The 15812-nt window shown below is 33.8% G+C and carries 14 protein-coding genes; 11 read left to right on the top strand and 3 right to left on the bottom strand.

Going from position 1 to position 15812, the window contains the following annotated elements:
* Window positions 1-21 precede the first annotated feature (21 nt).
* Complete coding sequence (gene rhlB, locus J3U27_RS05790) at window positions 22-1248, bottom strand: ATP-dependent RNA helicase RhlB (protein WP_065734921.1); 1227 nt, start codon at window positions 1246-1248, stop codon at window positions 22-24.
* 153 nt (window positions 1249-1401) lie between these two features.
* Between rhlB and trxA the strand changes: the two genes are divergently transcribed.
* The 5 genes from trxA (at window position 1402) to nrdG (ending at window position 7891) form a co-directional block, all read left to right on the top strand.
* A complete protein-coding gene (gene trxA / locus J3U27_RS05785; RefSeq protein ID WP_065734920.1) occupies window positions 1402-1728 on the top strand; it encodes a thioredoxin TrxA in 327 nt (108 codons plus the stop codon).
* 324 nt (window positions 1729-2052) lie between these two features.
* Window positions 2053-3315, top strand: coding sequence for a transcription termination factor Rho (gene rho / locus J3U27_RS05780; RefSeq protein WP_034883026.1), 1263 nt, complete (start codon window positions 2053-2055; stop codon window positions 3313-3315).
* A gap of 165 nt (window positions 3316-3480) precedes the next feature.
* The gene (gene gndA / locus J3U27_RS05775; RefSeq protein ID WP_267339082.1) at window positions 3481-4896 is read left to right on the top strand and encodes an NADP-dependent phosphogluconate dehydrogenase; all 1416 of its coding nucleotides are present in this window, start codon (window positions 3481-3483) and stop codon (window positions 4894-4896) included.
* A gap of 376 nt (window positions 4897-5272) precedes the next feature.
* The gene (gene nrdD, locus J3U27_RS05770) at window positions 5273-7408 is read left to right on the top strand and encodes an anaerobic ribonucleoside-triphosphate reductase (protein WP_065562864.1); all 2136 of its coding nucleotides are present in this window, start codon (window positions 5273-5275) and stop codon (window positions 7406-7408) included.
* Window positions 7409-7426: 18 nt separating this feature from the next.
* On the top strand, window positions 7427-7891 hold the full coding sequence (nrdG, locus tag J3U27_RS05765) for an anaerobic ribonucleoside-triphosphate reductase-activating protein (RefSeq protein WP_065562863.1): 465 nt from the start codon (window positions 7427-7429) through the stop codon (window positions 7889-7891).
* Between the two features lie 2 nt (window positions 7892-7893).
* On the opposite strand, the gene can is transcribed toward nrdG, so the two are convergent.
* Both can and J3U27_RS05755 read right to left on the bottom strand, forming a co-directional pair.
* Window positions 7894-8553, bottom strand: a complete 660-nt coding sequence (can, locus tag J3U27_RS05760; RefSeq protein WP_065562862.1) for a carbonate dehydratase — start codon at window positions 8551-8553, stop codon at window positions 7894-7896.
* A gap of 44 nt (window positions 8554-8597) precedes the next feature.
* Entirely contained in the window at window positions 8598-9656 is a 1059-nt protein-coding gene (locus J3U27_RS05755) for an FAD-binding protein (RefSeq protein ID WP_267377048.1), read from the bottom strand.
* A 363-nt stretch (window positions 9657-10019) separates the two neighbouring features.
* Here J3U27_RS05755 and murA point away from each other — a divergent pair, with 363 nt between their 5' ends.
* The 6 genes from murA to J3U27_RS05725 all read left to right on the top strand — a co-directional run bounded on the left by murA (window position 10020) and on the right by J3U27_RS05725 (window position 15511).
* Window positions 10020-11273 carry a UDP-N-acetylglucosamine 1-carboxyvinyltransferase gene (gene murA, locus J3U27_RS05750; protein WP_065734915.1) on the top strand — a complete coding sequence of 418 codons (1254 nt, stop codon included), beginning with the start codon at window positions 10020-10022 and terminating at the stop codon, window positions 11271-11273.
* 52 nt (window positions 11274-11325) lie between these two features.
* Window positions 11326-11901 (top strand): DJ-1 family glyoxalase III, encoded by a 576-nt coding sequence (locus J3U27_RS05745; protein ID WP_267377047.1) that lies wholly within the window; start codon window positions 11326-11328, stop codon window positions 11899-11901.
* Between the two features lie 11 nt (window positions 11902-11912).
* Window positions 11913-12827, top strand: coding sequence for a cation diffusion facilitator family transporter (locus J3U27_RS05740; protein WP_267377046.1), 915 nt, complete (start codon window positions 11913-11915; stop codon window positions 12825-12827).
* A gap of 76 nt (window positions 12828-12903) precedes the next feature.
* Window positions 12904-13866, top strand: coding sequence for a 6-phosphofructokinase (gene pfkA / locus J3U27_RS05735; RefSeq protein ID WP_065562788.1), 963 nt, complete (start codon window positions 12904-12906; stop codon window positions 13864-13866).
* Between the two features lie 175 nt (window positions 13867-14041).
* Entirely contained in the window at window positions 14042-14293 is a 252-nt protein-coding gene (locus J3U27_RS05730) for a GNAT family N-acetyltransferase (protein ID WP_065734913.1), read from the top strand.
* A 147-nt stretch (window positions 14294-14440) separates the two neighbouring features.
* Window positions 14441-15511, top strand: coding sequence for an acyltransferase family protein (locus tag J3U27_RS05725; RefSeq protein WP_267377045.1), 1071 nt, complete (start codon window positions 14441-14443; stop codon window positions 15509-15511).
* The last annotated feature ends 301 nt before the right edge of the window (window positions 15512-15812 follow it).

The raw sequence follows: 15812 nt of genomic DNA, 5'->3' as shown, positions 1-15812 counted from the left end.
GGGATTAACCAACAATCTTTATTATGATGGTTTTCTACGAGTTGGTCTTTTGAATGGTTTAGGTGTTGGTAAATTAGTTAATAACGCCTGAGGATCATATTGACTAACAGGAATAGTGTGATCAATGGCTTTTTCAATAGCAGGTAAGTTTTGTGAATAACGTTCACAAGCTAATGAAATCGAATAACCTTCGGCACCGGCGCGTCCTGTACGACCTATTCGATGTCTATAATCATCACAATCATCAGGAAGATCATAGTTAAAAACATGGGTTACATTTGGGATATGTAAGCCACGGGCAGCAACATCTGTTGCGACTAAAATATCAAGATCACCTTGGGTAAATTTATCAAGAATGGATAAACGTTTTTTTTGTGCGATATCACCAGTAAGTAGTCCTACTCGATGGCCATCTGCAACTAAATGACGCCAGATTTTTTCGCAGGCAACTTTAGTATTAGCAAATACAATGCTACGGTCAGGCCACTCTTCTTCAATAAGCGTTTGTAATAGAGCTAACTTATCTTCGTTTGACGGAAAAAACAGCTCTTCTTTTATTCTGTGACCAATTTTTTGTTCAGGCTCAACTTCAACATATTGTGGTTCGTTCATGTATTCAAAAGCTAATTCACGAACATTATGAGTTAACGTCGCTGAAAATAACATGGTAAGACGATTTTGTGGCGATGTCATATGTCTAAATATCCATCGGATATCACGGATGAAACCTAAATCAAACATACGATCCGCTTCATCTAGAACTGCAACTTGGATTGCACCTAAATTAATATAATCTTGTTTTGCATAATCGATGAGTCTTCCTGTTGTTGCAATTAATACATCAACTCCAGCAGAAAGCATCTTTAGTTGCTTATCATAACCATCACCGCCATAAGCTAGTCCTAATTTAATACCTGTTTCTTCTGAGAGAGTTTGAGCATCATTGTATATTTGTACAACCAACTCACGTGTTGGAGCAATAATGACAGCTCTTGGTTGATTAGATTTATGATCGGGTAATGGAGCATTATTCAATAAATGATTAAATGTTGATGCCAAAAACGCAATCGTTTTACCCGTTCCAGTTTGTCCTTGCCCTGCAATGTCAATTCCTTTTGTTGTAAATGGCAATGTTTGTTCTTGAATTGGGGTACAGTAAACGAAACCTTTTTTCTCCAACGCTTTTATGACTAATGGGTGTAAGGGAAATTGATTGAAAGTTGTTTTTGTAAGATATGATTGAATCATTATTGTTTAGAATATAATTATCAGAATTCGGTAATTGTAGCATACTAAATACAACAACTTCACTAATAATTATGTCCTATTAGAATAATTACTAGCGGTAGGTATGAAAATATCCTAATATATTTTTAGACAAATTTTCTAGGAGATAATTAAATGAGTGATAATATTGTTGCACTTTCTGAAGCTACATTTGATAAAGTAATCAGCGAATCAACTAAACCAGTATTGGTTGACTTTTGGGCTGAGTGGTGTGGACCTTGTAAAATGGTTGCCCCGATTTTGGAAGAAATAGCTCCAGAATATGCTGATAAAATTATTATCGCCAAATTAAATGTTGAACAAAATCCGAATATTGCCCCAAAATTTGGGATTAGAGGTATTCCAACCCTATTAATTTTTAAAAATGGTCAAGTTGTTGCCACTCAAGTAGGTGCGTTATCAAAAGCACAACTTAAAGCATTTATTGATCCACAGCTTTAATCAATTGAAAAAATATAAATAATAAGCGTTTTATTACGCTTATTATTTTTTATTCCCAAAAATCGCAATTAAGTATAGACATACCTATAATTTTAGTGTAAATTGCTAATTTCTTACATAAACCCCTTTCAGCAATCCATTGTTTTTCTTGATAAAGTGGTTAAAATTCAATGCCCAAATACATAATTATCATCGAAAAAGCTGATTAATAAATTAATTTTATATATTGCTAGAAAGAAAATTTTTTATAAGTAAATGAAAGAAATATACAAAAATAGCAGTAATTGTAAACATATCAATTTTATCCTCAAGAATTTATAAACTATGAATTTAACTGAATTAAAAAACACTTCTGTTTCCGAGCTTGTAGCGCTTGGTGAGAAAAAAATGGGGCTTGAGAATCTTGCCCGCCTTAGAAAACAAGATATTATTTTTGCAATATTAAAACAACACGCTAAAAGTGGTGAAGATATTTTTGGCGATGGTGTACTTGAAATTTTGCAAGACGGTTTTGGATTTTTGCGTTCTGCAGATAGTTCTTATTTGGCTGGACCTGACGATATATATGTCTCACCTAGTCAAATTAGACGATTCAATTTAAGAACTGGTGATACCATTGCCGGCAAAATTAGACCGCCGAAAGAAGGTGAGAGATATTTTGCTTTATTAAAAGTAAATGAAGTTAATCACGATAAACCTGAAGACGCTCGCAATAAAATCCTTTTTGAAAATTTAACTCCTTTACATCCTAATTCTCGCTTACGTATGGAGCGAGGTAATGGTTCTACAGAAGATATTACCGCAAGAGTACTTGATTTAGCTTCACCAATTGGTAAAGGTCAACGTGGTTTAATTGTTGCTCCGCCAAAAGCGGGTAAAACAATGTTATTACAAAACATTGCACAAAGCTTAGCGGTAAATCATCCTGAATGTGAATTAGTCGTATTGATGATTGATGAACGACCAGAAGAAGTTACTGAAATGCAACGTTTAGTTAAAGGCGAAGTTGTAGCTTCTACGTTTGACGAACCAGCAGCAAGACATGTTCAAGTCGCTGAAATGGTAATTGAGCGTGCAAAACGTTTAGTTGAACATAAAAAAGATGTCATTATTTTATTAGACTCAATCACTCGTTTAGCTCGTGCGTACAATACCGTTATTCCATCATCAGGTAAAGTATTGACTGGTGGTGTTGATGCTAACGCGTTACATCGCCCTAAACGTTTTTTTGGTGCGGCACGTAATGTAGAAGAGGGCGGTAGTTTAACAATTATTGCTACTGCTTTAATTGATACTGGTTCTAAAATGGATGAAGTCATTTACGAAGAGTTCAAAGGTACCGGTAATATGGAAGTTCACTTATCACGTAAAATTGCTGAGCGACGTGTATTCCCTGCTATTGACTTTAATCGTTCAGGTACGCGTAAAGAAGATCTAATGACTTCACCTGATGAACTACAAAAAATGTGGATTTTGCGTAAAATCCTCAACCCAATGGGTGAAATTGATGCAATGGAATTCTTAATTGATAAACTTGCCATGACAAAAACTAATGATGAGTTTTTTGAAATGATGAAGCGTTCATAATTCGCTTAATTCCAAAGCATTTTAATTAAAATAATGAAAAAAAGCCGTATTATGTATTGATACGGTTTTTTTTATGGCAATATATAACTTATATTGTTAATCAGCGTTAAGGTAACAGTACCAAACCTTGTTAAGGTTATAGAGATTAAATAAAGGAGCCAAATTATGTCTAAACAGCAAATCGGTGTTATTGGAATGGCCGTTATGGGGCGAAACCTTGCACTTAATATCGAAAGTCGAGGATTTTCAGTATCAATTTATAATCGTTCTAAAGATAAAACAGAACAAGTAATGGCCGAACATTCTGATAAACGATTGGTTCCTTATTATAGTATTGAAGATTTTGTTAACTCATTAGAAAAACCACGGCGTATATTAATTATGGTGCAAGCAGGTAAAGGAACAGATGCCGTAATTGATGAGCTGAGACCGTTATTAGATAAAGGGGATATCATTATTGATGGTGGTAATGCTTTCTTTGAAGATACTATTCGTCGTAATAAAATGTTATCCGATGAAGGCTTTAATTTTATAGGAGCCGGTGTTTCTGGAGGTGAAGAAGGTGCATTAAAAGGACCTTCAATTATGCCTGGTGGTCAAAAAGAGGCGTATGAGTTAGTTGCTCCGATTTTAGAAAAAATAGCGGCAAAAGCGAATGGTGAACCATGTGTGGCTTATATCGGTCCTGATGGAGCAGGACATTACGTTAAAATGGCGCACAATGGAATTGAATATGGTGACATGCAATTAATTGCAGAGAGCTATAGTGTACTAAAACATGTTGTTGGTTTAACAAATGATGAGCTTGCCGATGTGTTTGCTGATTGGAATAAAGGCGAATTAGACAGCTATTTAACTGAGATAACAGCGGACATTTTTAAATATAAAGATGAAAATGGCGATTATTTGGTCGATATGATCCTTGATGCTGCTGGTAATAAGGGTACCGGAAAATGGACAAGCCAAAGTGCATTAGATTTAGGTGAGCCTTTATCTTTGATAACTGAATCTGTATTCGCTCGCTATATTTCAGCGATTAAAGATCAGCGAGTAGCTGCATCAAAAGTGCTTAAAGGGCCGGAAAAAGTAGCTTTTACAGGGGATAAACAAACTTTAATTGAAAAAGTACGTAAAGCACTCTATATGGGTAAAATTATCTCTTATGCGCAAGGATTTGCACAGTTAAAAGCTGCATCAGAACATTATAATTGGCAATTAAATTATGGTGAAATTGCAAAGATTTTTAGAGCAGGATGTATTATTAGAGCGCAATTTTTACAAAAAATTACTGATGCTTATACTGAAAATAACAATATTGATAACTTACTGTTAGCACCATATTTTCGTAAAACGGTTGAGGCTTATCAACAATCATTACGTGATGTTATTTGTCTAGCGGTTTCGCAAGGTATTCCTGTTCCTACTTTGTCGGCAGCAATAGCATATTATGATAGCTATCGTTCAGCTGTGCTACCTGCTAATTTAATTCAGGCTCAGAGAGACTATTTTGGTGCTCATACCTATAAACGTATCGATAAAGAAGGTGTGTTCCATACTGATTGGTTAAATATTGAATCTTAATTCTGATTAAGATCTGTTGTTGTATTCGATGTATGAGTGCAAAATCAGTTGCACTCATACAAAATTTATCCATCTTTTATATCCAATCTACCCAAATTTTTCTCAATTTAATCATCGAAAGACTTGCAATTATTAGCGTTGGCCTTGTCAAGCAAATTTATTTTTTAAATAAACTAGAAAAACACAATATATGGTGTATAATTTACTAATATTTACTACATATAGTGTTTTCTAAAGCGATGTGAAAATCCGAGTTTATATCAAAAGGCCCATATTTTAATAAAAAATCAATAGTTTTGAATAGCCACAACAACTATTAAGGTTGATATAAAACTCATGCCAAGCGCTAACTATTAATGAATATTGAGGAGTATATATGCCCGTAGTAATCAAACGTGATGGCTGTCAAACTGCATTTAATGAGGTTCGTATTAAAGACGCTATTATAAGAGCAGCTGTTGCGGCCAATGTTAATGACCCAGACTATTGTGCCTCCGTTGCTCGCGTTGTGACCAATCAAATGATGGATCGTGAAAGTGTTGATATCAATGAAATTCAAAATGTCGTTGAAAATCAACTTATGTCAGGGCCTTATAAAAAATTGGCAAGAACTTATATTGAATACCGACATGATCGTGATCGTGCGCGTGAAGAACGTAGCCGTTTGAATCAAGATATTCGTGGCTTAATAGAACAAAGTAACGTTGCTATTTTGAACGAAAATGCGAATAAAGATAGTAAAGTTATTCCAACTCAACGAGATCTATTAGCGGGTATTGTTGCAAGACATTATGCTAAACAATATTTGTTACCTAAAGATATTTCTCGTGCACATGATTGTGGTGAAATTCATTATCATGATCTCGATTACGCGCCATTTTTCCCAATGTTTAACTGTATGTTAATTGATTTAGACGGGATGTTAACAAACGGTTTTAAGATGGGTAATGCTGAAATTGAGCCACCCAAATCTATTGCAACTGCAACTGCGGTAACCGCTCAAATCATCGCACAAGTCGCTAGTCATATTTATGGTGGTACAACCATTAATCGAATTGATGAAATTCTAGCAAAATTTGTGACTATCAGTTATCAAAAGCATAAAAAAGTTGCAGAAGAGTGGGATATTCCAAATCCTGAAGCGTATGCAGAAAGCCGTACGCAAAAAGAGTGTTATGATGCATTTCAATCTTTAGAGTATGAAGTTAATACACTTCATACTGCAAATGGACAAACGCCTTTTGTTACTTTTGGTTTTGGTTTAGGAACCAGTTGGGAATCACGACTTATCCAAGAATCAATTTTAAAAGTGCGCATAAAAGGGTTAGGAAAAAATCATAAAACAGCAGTATTTCCAAAACTTGTTTTTGCTATTAAAGATGGTATTAACCATAAACAAGGTGATGCTAATTATGATATTAAACAATTGGCGTTAGAGTGTGCTAGCAAACGTATGTATCCAGATATTTTAAATTACGATAAAGTTGTTGAAGTAACTGGATCATTCAAAACACCAATGGGATGCCGAAGCTTTTTAGGTGTTTATGAAGAAGACGGACAACAAATTCATGACGGGCGTAACAATTTAGGTGTAATTAGCCTTAATTTACCTCGTATTGCAATTGAAGCAAAAGGTGATGAAGCTCGTTTTTGGGAAATTTTAGATAAACGTTTAAACCTTTGTAAAAAAGCATTGATGACGCGTATTGCTCGCCTTGATGGAGTAAAAGCACGTGTTGCTCCGATTTTATATATGGAAGGGGCGTGTGGCGTTCGATTGAAAGAAGATGATAGTGTTTCTGAAATCTTTAAAAATGGTCGTGCATCAATTTCATTAGGTTATATTGGTCTACATGAAACACTAAATGCACTATACGGAAACCAAACCCATCCATTTGACAGTGAAACTTTACGCAAAAAAGGTATAGCAATAGTTGAACACTTAGCTAAAGCTGTTGACCAATGGAAGAAAGAAACAGGCTATGGATTTAGCTTATATAGTACACCAAGTGAAAATTTATGTGACCGATTCTGCCGTTTAGATACAGCTGAATTTGGTATTATTCCTGGAGTAACAGATAAAGGTTATTATACGAATAGTTTCCACCTCGATGTTGAGAAAAAGGTTAACCCATATGAAAAAATTGAGTTTGAAAAACCTTATCCAGCAGTAGCAAGTGGCGGATTTATTTGTTATGGCGAGTATCCTAACATGATTAATAATGTTAAAGCATTAGAGGATGTCTGGGATTACAGCTATACTCGTGTACCTTATTATGGCACTAATACCCCGATTGACGAATGTTATGAATGCGGTTATACCGGTGAGTTTTCATGTACTAGCAAAGGATTTGTTTGCCCTAGTTGTGGTAACCATGATTCGTCAAAAGTTTCTGTGACTCGCCGTGTTTGTGGTTATTTAGGAAGTCCTGATGCTCGTCCATTTAATGCCGGTAAGCAAGAAGAAGTAAAACGTCGAGTTAAACATTTGGATAATGGCCAAATAGGCTAAAAAATTAATTTTGTTATTATGAATTATCATCGTTATTATCCTGTTGATGTTGTTAATGGCGAAGGGACTCGTTGTACACTTTTTGTAGCAGGTTGTGTACATCAATGTCCTGGCTGCTATAACAAAAGCACATGGGGAATAAACTCTGGTAAGCCATTTACACAATCACTTGAAGATCAAATCATTAAAGATTTACAAGATACCGAAATAAAACGCCAAGGATTATCACTTTCTGGTGGTGATCCTTTACACCCTAAAAATGTGCCAACCATTTTGAAATTAGTTAAACGCGTAAAAGCCGAATGTGATAATAAAGATATTTGGTTATGGACAGGTTATAAACTTAATGAATTAACCGATGAACAGCAATCTGTAGTGCCTTATATTGATGTCTTGATTGATGGAAAATTTGTACAAGATCTCGCTGATCCTAAACTTTTATGGCGAGGTAGCAGTAATCAAATTATCCATCGATTCAAATAAATTTATTGTAATTTATGCAGATTTAACAGATAAGAAATCGCTTCACGATAGTTGATTTCGAGATTTTCACTACTTGATGATGTAATATGCAAATCTGTAATTTTTCCATTATCGATCCCATAAACCCAACCATGTAAATTAACCTTTTGACCACGTTGCCATGCTGCTTGAATAATGGTCGAATGCCCTAAATTATAGATTTGTTCAATTACATTGAGTTCACATAAAATATCCATTCTAATATCAGCAGGAAACTTACCAAGTAAAGAACTGTTGCGAAACCATAAATCACGGATATGAAGTAGCCAATTATTAACTAGGCCCAAATCGGGATTTTCAACTGCGGCACGGATACCACCACAATCTAAATGACCACAAACAATAATATCTTCGATTTTAAGTACATCAACTGCGTATTGGACAACTGAAAGGCAATTTAGATCCGTATGAATCACTTGGTTGCCAACGTTCCGATGAACAAACATTTCACCCGGTTTTAGTTTGATAAGCTTTTCTGCTGGAACGCGACTATCGGAACAACCGATCCACAAAAATTTAGGATTTTGCGCAACCGCGAGCTGTTTAAAGAATTCAGGATCTTCCTGTGCTATCTTTTCTGACCATTCATGATTAAAGCGAATTAGATCGTTGACATCAAACATAATGTCTTTTCCTTGTTATATTTCATTATTTCATTTTTTATAAATTAAATTGTTTTGATATGTTGAATTTTACTTTTCATAATTAATTTACGCCACAATGGTGTAGTCAGTATTTTAGCCTTGATAATTTTGCTATAAAGCTTTAAGCGTAATGGAATTGTTTTTTGATAATAACGCTTATTTGGTTTTGCTATACCACTATTTAATATCTTGCTTAAAATCTCCGCGCTATCAAGCGCATAACTAATACCTTCTAATGAGCTTGCGCTGATGAAACCTGCTGCTTCACCGATTAAAAAGATATTTTCATTGCCTGTATAAAAATCTTGGAAGCGATTTGGATAAACCACAAGACATTTTTCAGTTTTTAACGGTTCTCCAAAAATAAACCCTTGCTTTGTTAGCTTTTCTTTCAACGATTCAAAGTGTTGATTTGCGGTTTTTTTGGGGAAAGCACCACCAAAAATGAAATATCCATCTTTAGAAATACTCCACGCATAACAATTTGTTGATTGATTATCAAAAATACATGTATTAAAAGGATGTTGATGTTTTTCAGTAAACCATTGTTGAATAGCAACATATTGTCTGATGGAATGATGAGGATAACGCATTCGTCTAACAATCGAGTTAGCGCCATCTGCACCAACTACATATTTAGCCGTAATTTTGTGTTCGATTTTATTTTCATCGATGTAAGTAACTTGATATCCATCGATTACTCTTCTGATTTCTTTACATAGTGTGTTATGTAAAACATTAACAGTGTTGGGAATTAATGATTTTAACCATAGGTCAAATTTATGTCGGTCAAAACTAACATAACTACGTTGATAATTACGAATAAGTTTGGATTGAAGATCGATCGTTTTAACGCTAAAAATTTGTGGATCAGTCAATATATCAGTAGGTAAATTTAACTTTTGTCGCACAAATGCTTTTTGAGCGTCATCTGCTAATAATCCACCACAAGGTTTATGAAAACCCTCATTACCAGCTTGATGCTTTTTATCTAATGCAATAATTTTAAAAGATGGGTTAAGTAGACGTGCGAGGGTACTACCTGCAGGTCCAAGTCCAATGATAGCAATATCGTAATCCATATTATTGTATTGTTTGATTTATAAGATTGAATATTATCTATTTTACCATACTTCGATAAAATTGTAGTGAATAGGAAAATAAGGAAATTAATCAATTTTAGTAAAAAAAGTTGAGGAACGGGGTTTTTGAAACCTATTTATACTTCTTACTAGTTGATTTAAAAACAAAATTAAGAATTTTTTATTTAATATTTATCTGATTTTGTATGGGATAACAAATTATTTATTGATAATAAATAATTGAAATTATTTTGTTATGGATTGGTGATGACAAATATAGTCACCATATTTTGATAAAATTCATTTATCTATTAGTGAATAACTTTTATAATAATCGCCATTTAAAATGAATAAGAGTTAACAATGGAAAAGTTTCACGTTACAGGCCCAACTTCTTTAAATGGAGAAGTTGTCATTTCTGGCGCTAAAAATGCGGCGCTACCTATTTTATTTGCTGCAATTTTGGCTGAAAAACCAGTTGAATTACAAAATGTTCCCAAGTTAAAAGATATTGATACTACACTGGAACTTCTTGAGCAATTAGGCGTGAAATATCAACGGAATGGTTCTATTCATCTTGATGCAGGTCAGATTGATAACTATTGTGCGCCTTATGAACTTGTAAAAACGATGCGCGCTTCAATTTGGGCTCTAGGTCCTCTTGTTGCTCGATTTGGTCAAGGGCAAGTTTCATTACCAGGTGGATGTGCAATAGGTGCAAGGCCAGTAGACCTACATATTACTGGACTACAACAATTAGGTGCGACAATTACTTTAGATGAGGGGTATGTTAAAGCTACAGTTGATGGTCGTTTAAAAGGCGCTCATATTGTAATGGATAAGGTTAGTGTTGGTGCGACAGTTACTATTATGTGTGCAGCAACTCTAGCTGAAGGTAAAACGATAATTGAAAATGCTGCGTGTGAGCCAGAAATAGTTGATACCGCAAAATTTTTAAATATGTTAGGCGCTAAAATCACTGGTGCCGGTACTATGCGCATTGAAATTGAAGGTGTTGCTAGTCTTGGTGGTGGTGTACACTCAGTTGTTTCTGATCGTATTGAAACTGGAACATTTTTAGTTGCTGCAGCTATTTCACGCGGCAAAATAACTTGTCGTAAAACTGATCCAAGCTTACTTGATGCTGTATTATCAAAATTGAAGGAAGCGGGAGCCAATATTGAAACTGGCGAAGATTGGATTTGTTTAGATATGCAAGGTAAACGAGCAAAAGCCGTTAATATTCATACTGCACCTCACCCAGGTTTTCCAACTGATATGCAAGCCCAATTTTCATTATTAAACATGGTGGCAGAAGGCACTGGAATTATCAAAGAAACAATTTTTGAAAATCGTTTTATGCATGTACCAGAACTTATTCGTATGGGAGCTCATGGCGAAATCGAAGGTAATACTCTGATTACTCATGGTGTTGAGAAACTTAGTGGAACTCAAGTAATGGCAACTGATTTACGTGCTTCTGCGAGTCTAGTTTTGGCTGGATGTATAGCTGAAGGTTCAACAATTGTTGATCGTATTTACCATATCGATCGTGGTTATGATAATATTGAAAATAAGCTGAGAAAATTAGGCGCTAACATTGAACGTGTTAAATAGTTCTATTTTTAACATTTTGTGAAGACAGTTAGTTGATAGGAAGGGGTGTAATATGACAAAGCAAGCATTAGTTTTTTTATCAAATGGCTGTGAGGAAACTGAAGCCGTGACAACAATTGATTTGTTGACACGAGCTGGAATTAAAGTTACCTATGCAAGTATCACTGAAGATAAAATAGTTCAATGTTCTCGCGGTGTCACTATCCTAACTCAAAAAACGTTTTCTGAAGTTAGCGATATTCATTTTGATGCGATTATTTTACCTGGTGGATTAGTTGGAGCTGAAAACTTTCGAGACTCTCAACAATTAATTGAAAAATTAAAGCAAGCTCATCAAGCCGGGGTTATTATTGCAGCTATTTGTGCAACTCCAGCGATGGTTTTTCAACATCATAATTTATTCCCTAATGCATATATGACGGGTTATCCATCAACCAAAGATGCTATAAAAAATTGGAAATCGGATAGAGTTTATTTTGATGTTCAAAATAGAGTTATTACTAGTCAAGGCCCTGCAACTTCAATTGATTTTGCTTTAAAAATTATTGAAGTTTTATTAGACAAAAAGATTGCAGCCGAAGTAGCTGCGCAATTGGTGCTTCCACAAGGGATAGAATCCTACCAATAAATAGGTAACAAATGTCAAAATCACATTTGTATGAAAAATTAATTAAAAAGGCGACATTGAGTGCAGTTTTAATTTCTATTTTCCTTATCATTATTAAATTAATTACGTGCTGGTTCACTGGCTCAATGAGTTTATTTGCATCACTGTTGGATTCAAGTATTGATTTGCTTGCATCTGGGCTTAACTTTTTCTTAGTCCGTTATGCATTAAAACCTGCTGATGATGATCATACTTTTGGTCATGGAAAAGCTGAATCATTAGCCGCATTAGCACAAAGTGCTTTTATTATTGGTTCGGCGACCATTTTATTATTATCAAGTATTAAATCTATTATTCATCCAACTGCAATAGAGTTCCCTTTATTCGGTATTATCGTATCTATGATTTCGGTTGTTGTGACTGCCACATTAGTTTTATATCAAAAGCATGTAATAAAACAGACAAATAGTAAAGCGATTCAAGCAGATATGTTGCATTACTCATCAGATTTGTTTATGAATATTGCAGTTATTATTGCACTATTTTTAAGCTGGTATGGTATTACGTATGCTGATGCCTGTTTTGCATTCTTTATTGCGTTATATATTTTTTATAATGCTTGTAAAATAGCCTATAGTGCAATTCAAGACTTATTAGATAAGGCTTTACCTGAAAGTGATAACCAAAGAATTAGTGAAATTGTCTCTTCTTATTCAAATGTGCGTGGTTTTCATGATTTGAAAACTAGGCAAGCAGGCCCGGTGAAGTTTATACAACTACATCTTGAATTAGATGATGATATGCCATTAATAAAAGCTCATGCAGTTGCTGATGCAATCGAAAAACATATCTCTAAAGAATTTGCTCCAGCAACAGTGATTATCCATCAAGATCCGATTTCTGTTGTTCCTCTTGAAACAAATCAGCTGAAAAACTATTCAAAATAGCTTCTAAACTTTATATTGTTAGTTATTTATTATGACCTTATAATAGCCAAAGGTTTATAAATTGGAGTTATTTTTTATGATAAAAAAAATAGGTATTTTAACCAGTGGTGGTGATGCGCCAGGGATGAATGCAGCTATTCGTGGAGTTGTGAGAACTGCGTTAACTGAAGGCTTAGAGGTTTTCGGTATCTATGATGGTTACTTGGGTCTTTGTGAAGATCGCATTGTCAAGTTAGATCGTTCTAGTGTTTCAGATATCATTACCCGAGGTGGAACATTTTTAGGATCAGCTCGATTTCCTGAATTTAAAGATCAAGAAATTAGAAAAAAAGGGATTGCTAATTTAAAGAAACATCAAATTGATGCTTTAGTGGTTATCGGTGGTGATGGTTCATATATGGGTGCGATGCGATTAACTGAAGAAGGTTTTCCATGTATTGGTTTACCTGGCACCATTGATAATGATATCCGAGGAACTGATTACACGATTGGTTATTTTACTGCATTAAGTACAGTTGTTGAATCTATAGATAGATTGAGAGACACTTGTTCTTCACATCACCGAATTTCTGTAATTGAGGTTATGGGGCGAGATTGTGGTGATTTGACATTAAGTGCTTCAGTAGCTGGCGGTTGTGAATTTATGATCATTCCTGAAGTTTCTTATACTAAAGAAGACTTAATTGAAGAGATAAAATTAGGTTTTGCTAAAGGTAAAAAACATGCAATTGTTACTGTTACTGAACATATGTGTGATGTAAACCAATTAGCAAAAGATATTGAAGCAGCAGTACATCATGAGACGCGAGCAACTATCCTAGGCCATGTACAACGCGGTGGTTCACCTGTACCTTATGATCGAATTTTAGGTTCACGTATGGGGGCTTATGCGGTTGAATTACTCATTGATGGTCATGCTGGACGTTGTGTCGGAATTCAAAATGGTAAATTGGTTCATCATGATATCATTGATGCTATCAATAATATGAAAAGACCATTTGATATGGATCTTTACAATACAGCGAAACGTTTATTCTAAATATTGCTCCATTGATAATCTAATAAGATGTGGATAATTGATATACTATGGTTTGATTTTGATTTATCAATTATTCACTTTATAAGTTTAAAACTATTTTTTTAATAAATTCCAACAAATTTTTCTTTTCTTATTTAATTAATTTCGATGAAAATCATACTAATTGAGGAATTTTATGACATTACAATATAAGCAAGATAACGATCGTTTCTATGTGTGTAATGACAATAATCAAGAAATAGCAGAAATGACGTTTACTCGAATTGGGCAAGATAAAGCAACCATCAATCATACTTATACAGATCCTAATTATCGTGGACAAGGAATAGCAGATAAGTTACTTGAGCTTGTGATAAAAACATTAAAGCAAGAAAAACGTGAAATCATACCTTTATGTTCTTTTGCTGCGAGTAAGCTAGACAACTAATTGTGTTTATATTTGATAAATATTTGTAATTTTTTCAGAAATTTGTCAAGAAATATTTTGTGCATTTTCTAAAATAATACTAGTTTTTATCTTGAAATTTTGTGCTAATGTATAGCAAATTTTCTTTGTTATGTTTTGATAACTGAAATGACAATAGTCAAATCCCAAAAAATTCATTCTATTCATGTATTGCGTGGCGTAGCCATCATTATGATTGTTTTTAGCCATTGTTTAGGTGTATTTAAAAATAGCCATTTAATTGCTAATAGTTATTTATTTTCTTTTTTAAATTTATTTGCTTTTAATTTCACAACATTTTTTGTATTAATTGCGGGGTTTTTATTTCAGCATTTAACTTATAAATATAATGTAAAAGCGTATTATTTATCTAAGTTTAAAACAGTAGTTTGCCCATATATTTCTGTATCGATATTTTGTTTCCTATATTTTCATTACCAATATCTATCCAGTTTACCTATATTTTCGCTAACGGAACCAAGTTCGAGTACTTCAATCATTAAAATGATGTTGACCGGAACCCAGCTTTTGCCATTATGGTTTATGCCGATGATTATCATTATTTTCGCAATTAGCCCTTTATTATATAAATGGTCAAAAAAAAGTTTGATTATCGTAGGGTTAGTTTCGATGTTCTGGGTAGTTATGTTCACGAAGCCTGATTATACTCAGCCATTGCTAAATTTATTGCATTATGGACCTGTTTATTTGACGGGAATGATGATAAAGCAAAATTATGAAAAAATTATGAAACTAGTTAAAGATAATTTAGTTTTGGTGATTTTCTTTTTTTGTTTATGCTTTTTTATTCCATTTGCTTATCGCTATGTTGATCATCTTTGTGTTGAAAAACTTTATTACGATACATTACAAAAGATTATTTTATTTATTTTAGCACTTTATTTTTTGGATAGCTTGAACCATAAAAATAATGAAAGTAAAACATTTAAGTTTTTTTCTTTTATGGCAAATGTTAGTTTTCCCATCTATTTTGTTCATGAAATTATCGTAATCCTTTTAGAAGCACAGTTACTGAACTCACCTTTTGGATACATTATCAAAACAGATAATGGTGAATTAGCATCACTTGGTGCTATTAGCTTTTTAATATGTACATTAACTATAAGTGTTCTTGTTGCGTATACCATTAAATTAGTATTCAAAGATAAAGCAAAATATTTGATTGGTGGTAATCGTTAATATTTATGATAGTTAAACGAATACTTGATAGAAATTATGTGTTTTTATGGTTCAAAACATATAACAATATGTATCTTGAAGCAACGTTTTGATTTTTCGAATTTTTATAGTAACAATTTTTGCTTTATCTAGAGTATATCAATATTGCTGCTGAACAAATAAAAAACAAACGGAATTCTAAGTGTGATTTTTCACTTGCCAAAAAAAAAGAAGTGCCTATAATGCGCATCCACTGACACGGCGTCAGCGAAAGCAGGCGATAATGAAGTTGGTGAACAAGATCAAATTTTTTAAAAAAAGA

Source organism: Gilliamella sp. B2911, assembly GCF_026536965.1.
Lineage (GTDB): Bacteria > Pseudomonadota > Gammaproteobacteria > Enterobacterales > Orbaceae > Gilliamella > Gilliamella apicola_E.
The sequence above is the reverse complement of the archived record's forward strand: the minus strand, read 5'-3'. Positions and strand labels throughout refer to the sequence as shown.